This is a genomic window from Pedobacter sp. 05L430, assembly GCF_056397585.1.
On record NZ_JBFTNT010000115.1, the window covers coordinates 1 to 15,028 of the forward strand.

Below are 15,028 nucleotides of genomic sequence, written 5' to 3' on the forward strand. Positions count from 1 at the left end.
TCTAAGTACTGTACAAGTCTATATGGTTCAGATTTTTGAACATATCTCCATTGGGTGTAAAATTGTTCTTGTGCTAATTTTTCCTGTGGTAAGAAAGTAATGGCAACTTCAATGTCAGAAATGCTTTGAATAAAGAAACGTGCGCTTGTACATAGTGTTTTTTGAGCTTTATCATTATTTTTAAAGTCCTCAATAGCTATTTCCCTTATCGCCGATGATGATTTAGTCGGGTTCCTGTCAATAATATCTACAATAAGGTTGCTTACCTCATTTTTAGTTTTGAGATATTTCCCATTTCCTGTTTGTAGGATTTTAAAATAAATTTTAAGCGGTTTCATATTGTTTTTTTGCGATAAGGTTGATCTTAGCCTTACAAATAAATGAGTATTTGGGCGTAGTTTGAAAAAATATTGAATTAATATATCTTTAATTTATGAATAAGAACAGATTAGAAGCATTTAGTGATGGCGTTTTAGCTATTATTATCACCATTATGGTTTTGGAGCTGAAAGTTCCCCATGGAAGTTCTTTGCAGGCACTGACGCCACTTATTCCTGTTTTTATGAGTTATGTGCTCAGTTTTATCTTCGTTGGTATCTATTGGAATAACCACCATCATATGATGCAGCTGGCTAAAAAGGTTAATGGAAAGGTGTTGTGGGCTAATCTGCATCTGCTTTTCTGGCTCTCACTGTTCCCCTTTGCTACTGCGTGGATGGGAGAGAATCATTATGAAACCTGGCCAGTGGTAATGTATGGTTGTGTAATGTTTATGGCAGCCATGGCTTATTTTATTCTGGAAAGTGCATTGAAAAAGTTACATGGGCCAGATTCTGAGTTTGCGAATACATTTGGCACAACCATAAAAGACACTGTTTCCTGCTTAGCTTACGTAGTTGCAATTGGAGGCAGTTTTATAACCCCATGGGTAGGTATAGCATGTTATGTTTTTATTGCAATAATCTGGTTTATACCCGAAAGAAGAGTGGAAAAAAAGATAGCTTAACGGAGAGGCGGATAAAATTGTAATTGAAAACTATTTTATCTAAGTTTGCACAAAAAAATAAAGATACATGAGTGTTTTAGTAAATAAGGATTCAAAAGTTATTGTTCAAGGCTTTACAGGAAATGAGGGTACTTATCATGCTTCTCAAATGATTGAGTACGGAACGAACGTTGTTGGCGGTGTTACACCAGGTAAAGGTGGCCAAACTCATTTAGATAAACCAGTATTTAATACTGTAAAGGATGCGGTTGATAAGGCCGGTGCTAATGTATCTATTATATTTGTTCCCCCTGCGTTTGCTGCAGATGCTATTATGGAAGCTGCCGAAGCAGGTATTAAAGTTATTGTTTGTATTACTGAAGGTATTCCTACTAAGGATATGATTCAGGTTAAAGAATATATTTCTGACAGAGATTGCCGTTTAATCGGTCCTAACTGTCCAGGTGTTATCACTGCTGATGAGGCTAAAATTGGTATTATGCCGGGTTTCATCTTTAAAAAAGGTACTGTTGGTGTAGTTTCTAAATCTGGTACTTTAACTTACGAAGCTGTTGATCAGGTAGTAAAAGCAGGTTTAGGTATTACTACTGCTATTGGTATTGGTGGTGACCCTATCATTGGTACTACTACTAAAGAAGCAGTTGAGTTGTTGATGAACGATCCGGAAACTGAAGGTATCATCATGATTGGTGAAATTGGTGGTGGTATGGAAGCTGAAGCAGCGCGTTGGATTAAAGAAAATGGCACAAAACCTGTTGTAGGTTTTATTGCCGGTCAAACTGCTCCTGCCGGACGTAGAATGGGCCATGCGGGTGCAATTGTTGGCGGCGCAGATGATACTGCTGCAGCAAAAATGAAAATTATGGCAGAATGCGGTATTCACGTTGTAGCAAGTCCTGCTGAAATTGGGGAAGCTATGGCTGCCTTGTTAAAGAAATAATAAAGATCTTCTTGTATAATGCAAAGGCTCTGGTGATATCATTCATCGGAGCTTTTTTTATAACTGACATTATTATTACTTCAATTATGAAACCGCTGGAGGCTTTAGTTCGTACCTTGTATTAAATAATATGCAAATGAAAGCTTTAATTAATAAAACATTTATGCTAGCGGGCTTGTTAGTGATAACTAGCTTTGTAGCATGTGCGCAAAAGCCCAAAAAAGAAGAAGTCAAAAAAACAACCAATAATATGGAGTGGAATAAATTAACTAAAGAAGAAGAGGATGTAATAGTGCGGAAGGGTACTGAATATCCTGGAACCGGAGCATTGTTGAATAACAAAGAAAAAGGAACCTATATCTGCAGACGATGTAATGCACCATTATACCGCTCGGAATCAAAATTTGAATCGCATTGCGGATGGCCAAGTTTTGATGATGAAATAAAAGGAGCAGTGTTAAGAATACCTGATGCAGACGGACAGCGTACAGAAATTGTATGCGCAAATTGTAAAGCACATTTAGGTCATGTATTTTTGGGAGAAGGCTTCACATCTAAAAATACTCGTAACTGTGTGAACTCAATTTCTATGAGTTTTGTGCCCGATAAGAAATAAAATCTTTTGGAATGACATAAGTATAATGCCCGATGATAACTTGTCGGGCATTACTTGTTTATAAGTGTTTAGTTTACTTATGTTTGCACGTTCACCAACTATAGTAAATATGAAGTATTGTTTATTGTTATGCGGTATGCTGATTTCTTTTATGGGTTTTTCCCAGGATATTTCAGACGGAACGACATCAGAATCGGCCCCTGAAACAACAGCAAGATCGTCATCCAATCTATCTTCTAAATTAATCTCTAAAACCGTTTACGCTACATATTACGCAAAGAAGTTTGAAGGACGAAGAACTACAAGCGGTGTAAGGTATCGGGGTAAAAAAATGACTGCCGCTCACATGTCCTTACCATTTGGGACAATAGTAACGGTTACTAATCCAATAAATGGCAGATCTGTGGACGTCGAAATAAATGACAGAGGTCCGCATTCCAGAAAATTCAAAATAGACCTTTCTGAAGGCGCGGCAAAAGAGCTTGGGTTCTATGGAAARGGGGTTGCTAAACTTGAAATTAGCTATCTGCCAGATACCGAGTAATTTTTAAACTTTAGGGGATATAAAGTCAGCTTTTTTAAATTATTAACATTCAAAAGTTTTTACTATCCCCTTAAAAAGAAATAATTAGCTTTTTTGGTGGTTGATTATGACTGAAATCTGATCTTTTAAACAGCCAAATCTAACAACGTGTTAACAACTTTGTTCTGCAAAAAAGGCCTCATACTTTATATTTGTTTAAGTAAAATTCTTTAATAAATCACACGTAGATTTTCAGTTAAAGGTTTAATATTTAGTTGATTAAGGTTGCCAGAGAAATTCAAGTCTTTTCAAATCTTTAAATTAAGTATGGTTTTGTCGACTGTTAGCGTTTATTAAGGGTTTTTCATAGTTCAATCATTCACTACGTTAAACAAAGGCTTATGCAAGAAGAAGAAGTATTATTAAAAGAAAACAAAGACCGTTTTGTTCTTTTACCGATTAAATATCCGGCAATTTGGGAAATGTATAAAAAGAGTGAGGCTAGTTTTTGGACGGCAGAAGAAATTGATCTTTCTGATGACCAGAAACATTGGGATAACCTAAATGACGGGGAGAGACATTTTATTTCTCATATTTTGGCTTTCTTCTCTGCAAGTGATGGTATTGTAAACGAAAACCTTGCAGTAAATTTTATGAGTGAAGTTCAGTTGCCTGAAGCACGTTGCTTTTACGGGTTCCAGATCATGATGGAAAACATCCACTCAGAAACATATGCATTGTTAATTGATACTTATATAAAAGATCCTGATGAAAAGGATAGGTTGTTCCACGCAATAGAGACTGTTCCCTGTGTTAAGAGAAAAGCGGAATGGGCATTACGCTGGATAGAAGGTGGTAATTTTGCTGAACGTTTGGTAGCTTTTGCAGCTGTTGAGGGTATTTTCTTTAGCGGAAGTTTCTGCTCTATATTCTGGTTAAAGAAACGAGGGTTAATGCCAGGTTTAACATTCAGTAATGAGCTGATCTCCAGAGATGAGGGTTCACATTGCGAATTTGCTTGTTTGTTGTATGGTATGCTTAAGAATAAGCTTACTGAAGAACAAGTTCACGGTATCATTAAGGATGCTGTAGAAATAGAAAAAGAATTTATTACAGATGCCTTACCTGTGGCACTGATTGGAATGAATGCAAAGCTAATGTCGCAGTACATTGAGTTTGTTGCAGACAGATGGGTGCAAGAGCTTGGTTATACTAAAATCTATAATGCAACCAACCCATTTGATTTTATGGAGATGATATCACTACAAGGTAAAACGAATTTCTTTGAAAAAAGAGTTGGTGATTACCAGAAAAGTGGTGTATTAACCTCTACAGAAGATAAAGCTGCGGCTTTCTCTTTAGACGATGATTTTTAAAACTTATCGGGTTAGGCGATAAGTAATATAAATAAATAATTAATTCGGTGCCGATGCTGGGGTTGCTCATCACAAACCCAATATGCACCATAAATACCTGAAAAATATGTTTGTAATAAAAAGAGATGGCCGCAAGGAAGCGGTAAGGTTTGACAAAATAACTGCCCGTATTGAAAAGTTATGCTATGGTTTTAACGCTGAACTTGTAGATCCGATAGATGTAGCCAAGAAAGTGATTGAAGGTTTATATGATGGGGTTACAACATCTGAATTGGATAACCTTGCAGCTGAAACCGCAGCCTCTTTGACAACCAAACATCCGGATTATGCTTTGCTTGCTTCACGTATTGCTGTATCTAACCTTCATAAGAATACAACTAAATCTTTCTCTAAAACGATGGAGATGTTGTATAACTATATTGACTCTAAAACAGGTAAATCAGCCTCTCTTATTGCTGATGATGTTTGGGAAGTAATTAAAGAAAATGCTGACACGCTTGACAGCACAATTATATATGACAGAGATTTTGGGTTTGATTATTTCGGGTTCAAAACACTCGAGAAATCTTACTTGTTAAAGGTAGACGGACAGATAGTTGAACGTCCTCAGCATTTATTTATGCGTGTGTCTGTGGGGATCCATAAAGGTGATATTGAAAGTGCTATAGCTACGTATAACCTGATGAGCGAGCGTTGGTTTACTCATGCTACGCCAACCTTATTTAATGCTGCTACTCCTAAACCTCAAATGTCGTCGTGCTTCTTGTTAACTATGCAGGATGATAGCATTGAAGGTATTTATGATACATTGAAACAAACAGCTAAGATCTCTCAAAGTGCCGGTGGTATTGGTTTAAGTATCCATAACATTCGTGCTACCGGATCTTACATTGGTGGTACTAACGGAACAAGTAATGGTATTGTACCAATGCTAAAGGTATTTAACGATACCGCGCGTTATGTAGATCAAGGTGGAGGTAAGCGTAAAGGTGCTTTTGCAATTTATTTAGAGCCTTGGCATGCTGATGTATTGAGCTTCTTAGACTTGCGCAAAAACCACGGTAAAGAAGAATTGCGTGCGCGTGATTTGTTCTATGCACTGTGGGTTTGTGATTTGTTCATGAGGCGTGTGGAAGAGAATGGCGATTGGAGCTTATTCTGTCCGCATGAAGCACCAGGCTTAGCTGATTGCTTTGGCGAAGAGTTTGATGCTTTATATGAGCGTTATGAAAAAGAAGGAAGAGCTCGTAAAACTATAAAAGCTCAGGAATTATGGTTTGCTATCCTTGATTCGCAAATTGAAACCGGTACACCTTATTTGTTATATAAAGATGCTGCGAATAGCAAATCTAATCAGCAAAATCTGGGTACAATTAAGAGCTCTAACCTTTGTACTGAAATTATTGAGTATACATCTAAAGATGAAGTTGCAGTTTGTAATCTTGCATCTTTAGCTCTACCTAGATATGTAATTAATGGTGAATTTGATCACCAAAAATTATATGATGTTACTTATCAGGCTACTTTAAACCTGAACAAGATTATCGATTATAACTATTATCCGGTAGAAGAAGCTAGAAATTCAAACATGCGCCACAGACCAATTGGTTTAGGTGTACAAGGTTTAGCCGATGCGTTTATTTTAATGCGTTTGCCTTTTGAAAGTGAAGGTGCGCGTGAATTGAACAAAGAAATCTTTGAAACAATTTATTTTGCTGCAATGACTGCTTCTCATGACCTTGCAGTTAAAAACGGCCCTTACCAAACATTTAAAGGATCTCCTTTATCTGAAGGTAAATTCCAATTCGATCTTTGGAATGTGAAACCAGATAGTGGAAGATGGGATTGGGAAACTTTGCGCGAAAAAGTGGTTAAAGATGGTGTTTACAATTCATTGCTGGTTGCGCCAATGCCTACAGCTTCTACTTCGCAGATTTTGGGTAACAATGAGTGTTTTGAACCATATACTTCTAATATCTATACCAGAAGGGTATTGAGCGGTGAGTTTATTGTTGTTAATAAACACTTATTAAAAGACCTTGTAGCTTTAGGTTTATGGACCCCAGCTATGAAAGACAGAATTATTTTAGCTAACGGTTCTATTCAGGAGATTGCTGAGATTCCTGACTATATTAAAGAATTGTACAAAACAGTTTGGGAAATAAAAATGCGTAGCATTATTGATATGGCTGCCGACAGAGGTGCTTACATTTGCCAGTCTCAATCTCTAAACTTATTCATTAATGCACCAAATACTTCTAAATTAACTTCAATGCATTTCTATGCTTGGAAAAAAGGATTGAAAACTGGTATGTATTATCTACGTACTCAAGCAGCCTCTCAAGCTGTTAAATTTACAGTAGAGAACCAGGCAGGTAAAAACATGGAGCCTGTAATTCCTGAGCATATTGAACAAAGTGCCGAAGAGATTGTTGAAGGACCGGTTTGTTCAATGGAAGAAGGATGCATCAGCTGTTCAGGTTAATAATAATTTAATAATTAATATATTTAAAGAGCAGGTACCAAATACCTGCTCTTTTTTTGTGCTTCCTCATCCTGAATTTAACCATGTAGGAATCTAGTTGGAGATGCAAACAGATAAGACTCACCTCAGACTCAAGTCAGACTCTTCTTAGACTTGGTTAGACTATTGTCTAACAAAATTCTTTTTTCATTCTTAATATAATTTGCAACGAGGTTTATGTTTAATATTCTATTTGTCATTTTTAACAGGCAATCAGGAGCCATTAGTTTCTGATCTTGTATCTTTGTGGTTAATGGCTAAACACGAAATCATACCCTGCGAACGTTGTGGTACACCAATAGAGTGTAAAGCTAACTCGTACACTAAATGCCAGTGTAGTGTTGTACAGCTGGACTTAAATGAGGTACAGTACATTAGCGAATTACACGATGGTTGTTTATGCGCTAAATGTCTTTTTGAGCTTCAGCAGGAGTACAGGGATGCCGTTGCTTCATAAGTATAGCTGGTTTTGAGCCTCCTATCTTTTATTTTTTTTGGCTAACTTTGCGTCAAATTATTTGTTAACAAAGAATGGCAAAAGTACAAGTTGGATTGGTGCAGATGAGCTGTACCAGTAATAAACAAGAAAATTTAGATAAAGCAATTTTAAAAATCAGGGAAGCAGCAGCAAAAGGTGCACAAATTGTGTGTTTGCAAGAACTTTTTACTTCCCTTTACTTTTGTGATGTTGAAGATTATGACAACTTCAACTTGGCTGAGGCTATTCCCGGTCCTTCCACAGATGCTTTACAAGTCATTGCTAAAGAATTGGGCGTAGTGATTATTGCTTCTTTATTCGAGAAGCGTACAGCGGGCCTGTATCACAATACAACAGCTGTTTTAGATGCTGATGGAACTTATCTTGGCAAGTACCGTAAAATGCATATTCCTGATGATCCTGCTTTTTATGAGAAGTTTTACTTCACTCCGGGTGATTTAGGTTATAAGGTTTTTCAAACCAAATTTGCTAAAATCGGTATCTTAATCTGCTGGGATCAGTGGTATCCTGAAGCGTCACGTATTACTGCTTTGATGGGTGCAGAGATTATGTTTTATCCAACAGCTATAGGTTGGGCTACAGATCAGGATGAGGAAACAAATAAGGATCAATATAATGCATGGCAGACTATTCAGCGTTCTCACGCTGTTGCCAATGGAGTACCTGTGGTGAGTGTAAACCGTGTTGGACTTGAACAAGATGGAGCCATGAAGTTCTGGGGTGGAAGTTTTGCAACAAATGCTCAGGGTAAATTGCTTTATTTGGGTTCACATGATAATGAAGAAACTAAAGTAGTAGAAATAGATTTATCTGAGTCTGATTTCTTTCGTAAACATTGGCCCTTCTTAAGAGATCGTAGAATAGATTCTTATCAGCCAATTACTAAAAGATTTATTGACGAAGATTAAGATTTAAAAATGTCATCATTTAACGAAGTAATATTTAACAGCAGTCCGAAAAAATTAGGCTTTAGCTTTCCTGCTGAATGGGAAAAACATGATGCAACATGGTTAAGTTGGCCCCATAAGGAAGAATCATGGCCAGGTAAGATTGAAACTATATATGAACCTTATTGCCAGTTTATTAAAATCGTGGCAACAGGTGAAAAAGTTAGGATTAATATTAACAATGAGGAGACTAAAGCTTTTGCTATTTCTGAATTGGAAAAGGTGGGGGCTGATTTAACTCAGATAGAGTTTTATTTTAATCCAAGCAATGATGCCTGGTGCAGAGATCATGGACCGGCTTTTTTATTAAATAAGCCAACCGGGAAAAAAGCAATTGTGGATTGGGGATATAATGCGTGGGGGGGCAAATATCCTCCGTATGATCTTGATGACGTAATCCCAACCAAAATAGCTGAACATTTTAATTTATCTGTTTATCATCCTGATATTGTGATGGAGGGCGGATCTGTTGAATTTAATGGGGCAGGAACAATACTTACAACAACGGCTTGTTTATTAAATGAAAACAGAAATCCTCATTTAAATAAGGAGCAGATTGAAGAGTACCTAAAAGAATTTTATGGCGCTGAACAGGTGTTGTGGTTAGGAGATGGAATAGTTGGGGATGATACAGATGGCCATATTGACGACATTACCCGTTTTGTTAACGAGGACACCGTTTTAACAGTTGTGGAAAGTAATCCTCTGGATGAAAATTATCTGCTGTTACAGGAGAACCTGGAGACATTAAAGACTTTACGATTATTAAACGGGAAACCTTTGAATATTGTGAAATTGCCAATGCCTTCGCCGGTAATACACGAGGATACCAGGTTACCTGCATCATATGCAAATTTTTATATTGCAAATGCTGCGGTAATTGTGCCCACTTTTAGAGATGTGAATGATGAAAAAGCTTTAGAAATTATACGAGGCGTTTTTCCGGATAGAAAAGTTGTAGGAATTGACTCTACAGATATTATTTGGGGATTAGGAAGTTTTCATTGCCTTAGTCAACAAGAACCGGCAATCTAATCGCTTTTTATAATTGATATAATTAATTGAATATAACCAAACAAGAAATACAGATGAAGTTATTAGAAGGAAAAACAGCACTTGTTACAGGTGCATCTAAAGGAATTGGCCGCAAAATAGCGGAAAAGTTTGCAGAGCATGGAGCTAATGTGGCTTTTACTTATTTATCATCAGTAGAAAAGGGTGAGGCTTTAGAACAAGAGTTGCAAAGTTTTGGTACAAAGGTAAAAGGATATCGCTCTGATGCTTCTAAATTTGATGAAGCAGAGAAGCTGATCAATGATATTGTAGCTGATTTTGGTGCATTAGACATTGTAGTAAATAATGCAGGTATAACGAAAGATGGTTTATTGATGCGAATGAGTGAGGAGAACTGGGATGAAGTAATTAATGTAAACTTGAAATCTGTATTTAATGTGTCTAAGGCGGCTTCTAAGGTGATGATGAAAGCACGCAAGGGATCTATCATTAACATGAGTTCTGTAGTAGGTGTTCAAGGAAATGCCGGGCAAGCTAATTATGCTGCGTCTAAAGCAGGTATAATTGGATTCTCTAAATCGCTGGCTAAGGAATTAGGGTCACGTAATATCCGCACCAATGTTATTGCTCCTGGCTTTATCCGTACTGAAATGACAGACGTGTTAGATCCTAAAGTAGTACAGGGTTGGGAAGAAGGTATTCCTTTGAAAAGAGCAGGTGAGACTGAAGATGTAGCGAATGCATGCGTATTTCTTGCATCTGATATGAGTTCTTATGTTACCGGACAGGTATTGTCAGTTTGCGGCGGAATGCTGTAAGCTTAAAATAAAAATCTACAAGGGGTGTCGGAATTGATTTCTGGCACCCCTTTTTATTTAAATTGATAGGCATTAGTAAGCTCTATCACCTGTGGCACTCGCCTGTATTTTTCAAAATAATTATACCCTTGCTGAAGGTTTATCCAGAAAGCTTTGTGTTGTGGAAATTGTGCCAGGTATTTATTGAGATTAGTATCAGTTATTTTAAACGGATAGATGTGAACCGGGATTTGATTTTGTCCTCCATTTCGTGCCTCAGTGGCTAGCACATAAACCTCTTTTATCTTGTCGTCTGTTATAGGAATACATCCAACAGTTTCACATTTTCCATGAATGTAAATGTCGCTGCCCGGTTTTTCATTCGCACTTCTTAGCAAATCAATACTGTTAGGGTAATTTATTCCTAAAGACAAGTGGAAATTGCTTAGAGGATTAAACGCGGTGATGTAATAGAACCCCTCGGGGATTTGCAGATCTCCCTCCTTTAATTTAGGACCCAGAACACCTGAGTGCTGACAAAAGGGGTATACTTTGAACAACTTGTATTGTTTTTGGTTATTCTCTTTTAACCAAATCTCTAACTTTCTTTCAGCTTTATAAGCGGCTATATATAAACTGAACTTTCCGGTTATTTGATCTTTTTTAAGCTCTTTTTGCAGGCTATTCCACTTCTCACCATAGGCTTGTTTCACGCGCTCAAATGTTAATTGCTGTGCTTTGAAATTAGATTGGGCCAGTAAGGATGTAGACATAATCATTAGAAGAATAATGTAAAAATAGCTTTTCATTGTAAGGCGTTAGTTTTACTATGAACAAACTTATATAAAATTGTGCGAGCATTTTAAAATTTAGCATCTTTACCCAAATACGTATGAACGATTCTTTTAGCTTATACATTTTATTGGCTTTACTGGGATGCTTGCTTGCAGGTATTCTTTTCGCCTGGTTATTGTACCGTAAAACGGAACATTTAGATAAACGGCTGCGTTATGGATTGTTCGTTATACGCACCGTTGCAGTAACGGTAATAACTGCATTGCTATTCTTTCCTTTGGTAAGAAGCGTCTCGTATAATCTCGAAAAACCTGTTATTGTTATTGGGCAGGATAATTCACTGTCGGTTGGAGCTATTGAACCTAATGGCTTTAATAAGCAACAGTATGAGAAGGACATGCAGGCCTTAGCCGATAAGCTGTCGGAAAAGTATGAAGTTAAAGTCTATAATTTCAGTGACAGCGTGAAATCCGGCTATGATTTCAAAAATAAGGGGCAGGTAAGTAACGCTTCGAAGTTCATCAATCAGTTAAACGATGAATTATTAAATCGGAATGTGGGGTCAGTTATTTTGGCCTCAGATGGTATTTTTAATCGCGGGGGAAGCCCACTTTATGATTTAAACAAACTTAAAGCTCCGGTTTATACCATTGCATTGGGGGATACGATTCCGAAAAAGGATTTAATGATTTCGAACGTAAATCACAACAGCCTGGTTTATCTTGATAATGAATTTACGCTTGAGGTTCAGGTACAAGCCTTTGAAAGTAAGGGTGAAATGTCGAGGGTTACGATCTGAGTGTGATTAATCCAAAGGACTATAGTTTAATTATTCTGTACCAGTTTCCGGCTCTTCAAAATGACGGGGGTACATTTATTAATAAGGTTCAGCAAAGTAATGTGCCGTTGTGGTACATCTTGGGCGCTCAAAGTAATTTGTACGCGTTTAATAAGATGCAAAGTGCTGTAAATTTTAATGGAAGCAATAATACTTTGCAAGAGGCTTTTGCTGTTGCTAATACTGGATTTACTGCCTTTGAAATGAGCGCGACATTCGATAAACAAATTGAAGGATTTGATCCTCTTCAAGCTCCTTTTGGGGAGGTAAGAATAAACGGAACGGCATTAGTGGCTTTAAAACAGCGAATAGGCAAGATCAAGACTGAATCGCCACAATTGTTTTTTATGAACGCCGAGGGGAAAAAAGCAGGTTATTTAATAGGAGAAGGCATATGGCGTTGGAGGTTGGGAGAGGCTCAAAATGATCAGAAGTCAAATGCTTTTAATACTTTAATTTCAAATGCTGTCCAATATGTTTCTGCAAAGGATGATAGGCGTAAGTTTAAAGTTTACACTGCCAAGAACACTTTTGATGAAAATGAAAATGTGCCGATTAATGCAGGTCTTTATAATGATAGTTATGTTTCGGTAAATACACCGGATGTGAGTATTCAAATAAAGAATGAAGAGGGGAAGGTCTATAATTTTCTATTCTCCAGAACAGAAACAGCCTATCAGCTTGATGCAGGGATGTTGCCTGCAGGAAATTATACTTATACAGCCACAACTAACCTTGGGGGTAAAAAACACACTGCGCAAGGAGTTTTTTATGTAAATACACTTGTTGCAGAATATCAGCTAACTATCGCAAATCATCAGCTGCTTAATACAATGGCTATGCAAACGGGCGGTAAGATGTATATGCCGCAGAACTTATCGCAGATTTTAAAAGATATTGAAGCCAATGAACAGGTAAAAACCCTGAGTTACGAAGACCGTAAATATGAGGAATTGATTAACTTTAAGTGGGTGTTTGCATTGATAGTTATGTTGCTAACCCTGGAGTGGTTTTTAAGAAAAAGRAACGGAGAAATTTAAGCGCAAAGTATGCAAATAAATACCATGGATGCCATTGAGATCTTGGGGACTATCTCTTTTGCGATATCTGGCTCTTTTGCAGCCATGCAAAGAAGATTAGATCCTTTCGGGGTACTTATCATCGCTTTTGTAACATCTATTGGTGGAGGAACCGTGCGCGATTTGTTGCTAGGGGATACTCCTGTTGCATGGATGAGGGATGTAAATTATTGCTTGTTGATCTTGCTGACCTCAATTGCTACGGTCTTTTTTAAAACACATATCAAGAAATTTAAAGTAACTCTTTTTTTGTTCGATTCTTTAGGGCTTGGTCTTTTTACAATGCTGGGTATTCAGAAAGGAATTATTTTTGGTTTAAGTCCGGGTATTTGTATCGCCCTAGGTACCATTACAGGATGCTTTGGAGGTATAATAAGAGATACGCTATTAAATACCATCCCTGTAATATTCAGAAAAGAAGTTTATGCCACCGCCTGCATTATGGGAGGAATATTATATTTTACTCTTCTATATTTTAACTTGAAAGAAGACCTGGCAAAGGTTACCGTAATTGCGTTTATTTTTACAATAAGAATAGTAGTGGTAAGATATAAAGTTACGTTGCCTAAATTCGGCTATTAGTCTTTTGGGGCTTCATTGATGATCACAAAAACGTCTTCATTATCTTTTTTCATAAAGTACTTTTCGCGGGCAAATTTCTCTGCTGTATTTAGATCTGTATTTAATTCGTTAAGATCTTTCTTGACCTTAGCAATTTCCTTTACATAAAAATCCTTTTCCTCCTGAAGCTTGCTTACTTGCGATCTGTATTCGTATTGTGCTATTACATCGTTTTTATCGAAAAATAACATCCATACAACGAATGCAGCTACGCTCAGGAAGTATTTGTTACGTAAAAGTTCTAGAAAACGATTCATATGGACAAATATATAAAATAACACCCGAAGATTTAAAACCTTTGCCTTTTATTCAAATGGGTATTATCCACTTATTAACATGTTGGTTTTAGCTGGTCGTAATTTATGTGTTTCAATAGTAAGGTATTAGATAAAAGATCAGATATTGTATGGAGGTTAATTAATATATGTATGAAAGTAATTCTCTGCTCGTTATTGGTGTTTTGCATTTTTTGTGGCTTTATCGTTGAACACGGGAAAGCGGATAGAAAACCTAGGATCATCTTCGACACAGATATGGGGCCAGATTTTGATGATGTAGGCGCAATAACAGTTTTGCACGCATTGGCTGCTAAAGGCGAATGTGAGATACTTGCTACAGTATCCAGTGATAGCCATGCTTCTGTTGCACCGACTATAGAAATTTTTAATCAATATTTTGGCAAACCCAATATTCCGATAGGCATAGCATCTGCAAAAGCCCCGGGCTTCATAGCCCATAATAATTGGAATGATTCGCTGGTTTTACATTTTCTTAAGAAAAAGCCCACTGAATATCCCAATGCTTTAGAAGTTTATCGAAAAGTATTGGCCAGGCAGGAAGACAATAGCGTAACGATAGTTACAGTTGGCTTTACCTCTAATATAGCAGAGCTTCTCAACTCAAAGCCCGATAAATTTTCCAACCTTTCGGGAATGGACCTTGTTAAAAAGAAAGTGAAAAATTGGGTCGCGATGGCTGGAATTATACCAAATGGGGTTGAATTTAATGTAAATGAACATAAGGAAGCGGCTTATGAAGCTTTTAGTAGATGGCCGAAACCGATATTGCTGAGTGGTTTTGAAATTGGAGATAAGATACTTACAGGTGGAAAAGTGGCAAAGCAAAATATTAGTAAAAATCCTGCCGCATGGGCATATCAATATAACTTAGCAACTTATGATAAAAATCTACTAAGCAATAGGCCATCTTGGGATCAAACAGCAGTTTTATGTGCAGTCAGAAATCCAGAAAAATATTTTTATGTAAACGGTCCAGGGAAGTTTATCGTATATAAAGATGGATCTAATCGATGGGATGCGGATATTAATGCCGGACATTATTTTCTAGCTCATAAATATCCTTATGAAAAGATTTCTACAATAATTGAAAATTTAATGTTGTATGAGCCTGGTAATTGATATTAACAAACAACCCCAATACTTCTGGGTAATGG

17 protein-coding genes are annotated in these 15,028 nt (G+C 37.0%); 14 read left to right on the top strand and 3 right to left on the bottom strand.

Features of this window, described 5'->3' with window-relative positions; all coding sequences use genetic code 11:
- Positions 1-338 (bottom strand): hypothetical protein (locus AC1DG9_RS15450; protein ID WP_477634850.1); only part of this gene is annotated, 338 nt, incomplete at its 3' end.
- A gap of 95 nt (positions 339-433) precedes the next feature.
- On the opposite strand from AC1DG9_RS15450, the gene AC1DG9_RS15455 reads away from it, so the two are divergent.
- The 10 genes from AC1DG9_RS15455 (at position 434) to fabG (ending at position 10,263) form a co-directional block, all read left to right on the top strand.
- Positions 434-1,006 carry a TMEM175 family protein gene (locus tag AC1DG9_RS15455; protein WP_288882948.1) on the top strand — a complete coding sequence of 191 codons (573 nt, stop codon included), beginning with the start codon at positions 434-436 and terminating at the stop codon, positions 1,004-1,006.
- A gap of 67 nt (positions 1,007-1,073) precedes the next feature.
- On the top strand, positions 1,074-1,946 hold the full coding sequence (sucD, locus tag AC1DG9_RS15460; protein WP_048907383.1) for a succinate--CoA ligase subunit alpha: 873 nt from the start codon (positions 1,074-1,076) through the stop codon (positions 1,944-1,946).
- A gap of 136 nt (positions 1,947-2,082) precedes the next feature.
- The gene (locus AC1DG9_RS15465) at positions 2,083-2,562 is read left to right on the top strand and encodes a methionine-R-sulfoxide reductase (RefSeq protein ID WP_288882952.1); all 480 of its coding nucleotides are present in this window, start codon (positions 2,083-2,085) and stop codon (positions 2,560-2,562) included.
- Positions 2,563-2,671: 109 nt separating this feature from the next.
- Complete coding sequence (locus AC1DG9_RS15470) at positions 2,672-3,106, top strand: septal ring lytic transglycosylase RlpA family protein (RefSeq protein ID WP_246269606.1); 435 nt, start codon at positions 2,672-2,674, stop codon at positions 3,104-3,106.
- Between the two features lie 380 nt (positions 3,107-3,486).
- A complete protein-coding gene (locus AC1DG9_RS15475; protein WP_068893168.1) occupies positions 3,487-4,461 on the top strand; it encodes a ribonucleoside-diphosphate reductase small subunit in 975 nt (324 codons plus the stop codon).
- Positions 4,462-4,567: 106 nt separating this feature from the next.
- A complete protein-coding gene (locus AC1DG9_RS15480) occupies positions 4,568-6,946 on the top strand; it encodes a ribonucleoside-diphosphate reductase subunit alpha (protein ID WP_172661471.1) in 2,379 nt (792 codons plus the stop codon).
- A gap of 232 nt (positions 6,947-7,178) precedes the next feature.
- Positions 7,179-7,442: a cysteine-rich CWC family protein gene (locus tag AC1DG9_RS15485; RefSeq protein WP_246269603.1), complete on the top strand. Its 264-nt coding sequence runs from the start codon at positions 7,179-7,181 to the stop codon at positions 7,440-7,442.
- A gap of 74 nt (positions 7,443-7,516) precedes the next feature.
- Positions 7,517-8,392 (top strand): carbon-nitrogen hydrolase, encoded by an 876-nt coding sequence (locus tag AC1DG9_RS15490; RefSeq protein WP_337717202.1) that lies wholly within the window; start codon positions 7,517-7,519, stop codon positions 8,390-8,392.
- 9 nt (positions 8,393-8,401) lie between these two features.
- Positions 8,402-9,466, top strand: a complete 1,065-nt coding sequence (locus tag AC1DG9_RS15495) for an agmatine deiminase family protein (RefSeq protein WP_172661469.1) — start codon at positions 8,402-8,404, stop codon at positions 9,464-9,466.
- A 53-nt stretch (positions 9,467-9,519) separates the two neighbouring features.
- On the top strand, positions 9,520-10,263 hold the full coding sequence (fabG, locus tag AC1DG9_RS15500) for a 3-oxoacyl-[acyl-carrier-protein] reductase (protein WP_172661468.1): 744 nt from the start codon (positions 9,520-9,522) through the stop codon (positions 10,261-10,263).
- Positions 10,264-10,316: 53 nt separating this feature from the next.
- On the opposite strand, the gene AC1DG9_RS15505 is transcribed toward fabG, so the two are convergent.
- On the bottom strand, positions 10,317-11,051 hold the full coding sequence (locus AC1DG9_RS15505; RefSeq protein WP_337717200.1) for a L,D-transpeptidase family protein: 735 nt from the start codon (positions 11,049-11,051) through the stop codon (positions 10,317-10,319).
- 83 nt (positions 11,052-11,134) lie between these two features.
- Between AC1DG9_RS15505 and AC1DG9_RS15510 the strand changes: the two genes are divergently transcribed.
- From AC1DG9_RS15510 to AC1DG9_RS15520, 3 genes are read left to right on the top strand one after another with little or no spacing between them, the layout of a single operon-like run.
- On the top strand, positions 11,135-11,836 hold the full coding sequence (locus AC1DG9_RS15510; RefSeq protein WP_477634851.1) for a hypothetical protein: 702 nt from the start codon (positions 11,135-11,137) through the stop codon (positions 11,834-11,836).
- A gap of 2 nt (positions 11,837-11,838) precedes the next feature.
- Positions 11,839-12,915: a hypothetical protein gene (locus AC1DG9_RS15515; protein WP_477634852.1), complete on the top strand. Its 1,077-nt coding sequence runs from the start codon at positions 11,839-11,841 to the stop codon at positions 12,913-12,915.
- Positions 12,916-12,924: 9 nt separating this feature from the next.
- Entirely contained in the window at positions 12,925-13,536 is a 612-nt protein-coding gene (locus AC1DG9_RS15520) for a trimeric intracellular cation channel family protein (protein ID WP_337717197.1), read from the top strand.
- On the opposite strand, the gene AC1DG9_RS15525 is transcribed toward AC1DG9_RS15520, so the two are convergent.
- A complete protein-coding gene (locus AC1DG9_RS15525) occupies positions 13,533-13,832 on the bottom strand; it encodes an FtsB family cell division protein (protein ID WP_172661464.1) in 300 nt (99 codons plus the stop codon). The two genes, AC1DG9_RS15520 and AC1DG9_RS15525, sit on opposite strands and share 4 nt — an antisense overlap.
- A 171-nt stretch (positions 13,833-14,003) precedes the next feature.
- Between AC1DG9_RS15525 and AC1DG9_RS15530 the strand changes: the two genes are divergently transcribed.
- On the top strand, positions 14,004-14,993 hold the full coding sequence (locus AC1DG9_RS15530) for a nucleoside hydrolase (RefSeq protein WP_337717195.1): 990 nt from the start codon (positions 14,004-14,006) through the stop codon (positions 14,991-14,993).
- The last annotated feature ends 35 nt before the right edge of the window (positions 14,994-15,028 follow it).

Excerpts from the sequence above, each read along its gene's own strand:
- AC1DG9_RS15455 (WP_288882948.1), top strand. The coding sequence starts at position 434 with ATGAATAAGAACAGATTAGAAGCATTTAGTGATGGCGTTTTAGCTATT.
- sucD (WP_048907383.1), top strand. The coding sequence starts at position 1,074 with ATGAGTGTTTTAGTAAATAAGGATTCAAAAGTTATTGTTCAAGGCTTT.
- AC1DG9_RS15465 (WP_288882952.1), top strand. The coding sequence starts at position 2,083 with ATGAAAGCTTTAATTAATAAAACATTTATGCTAGCGGGCTTGTTAGTG.
- AC1DG9_RS15475 (WP_068893168.1), top strand. The coding sequence starts at position 3,487 with ATGCAAGAAGAAGAAGTATTATTAAAAGAAAACAAAGACCGTTTTGTT.
- AC1DG9_RS15480 (WP_172661471.1), top strand. The coding sequence starts at position 4,568 with ATGTTTGTAATAAAAAGAGATGGCCGCAAGGAAGCGGTAAGGTTTGAC.
- AC1DG9_RS15490 (WP_337717202.1), top strand. The coding sequence starts at position 7,517 with ATGGCAAAAGTACAAGTTGGATTGGTGCAGATGAGCTGTACCAGTAAT.
- AC1DG9_RS15495 (WP_172661469.1), top strand. The coding sequence starts at position 8,402 with ATGTCATCATTTAACGAAGTAATATTTAACAGCAGTCCGAAAAAATTA.
- fabG (WP_172661468.1), top strand. The coding sequence starts at position 9,520 with ATGAAGTTATTAGAAGGAAAAACAGCACTTGTTACAGGTGCATCTAAA.
- AC1DG9_RS15505 (WP_337717200.1), bottom strand. The coding sequence starts at position 11,051 with ATGAAAAGCTATTTTTACATTATTCTTCTAATGATTATGTCTACATCC.
- AC1DG9_RS15510 (WP_477634851.1), top strand. The coding sequence starts at position 11,135 with ATGAACGATTCTTTTAGCTTATACATTTTATTGGCTTTACTGGGATGC.
- AC1DG9_RS15520 (WP_337717197.1), top strand. The coding sequence starts at position 12,925 with ATGCAAATAAATACCATGGATGCCATTGAGATCTTGGGGACTATCTCT.
- AC1DG9_RS15525 (WP_172661464.1), bottom strand. The coding sequence starts at position 13,832 with ATGAATCGTTTTCTAGAACTTTTACGTAACAAATACTTCCTGAGCGTA.
- AC1DG9_RS15530 (WP_337717195.1), top strand. The coding sequence starts at position 14,004 with ATGAAAGTAATTCTCTGCTCGTTATTGGTGTTTTGCATTTTTTGTGGC.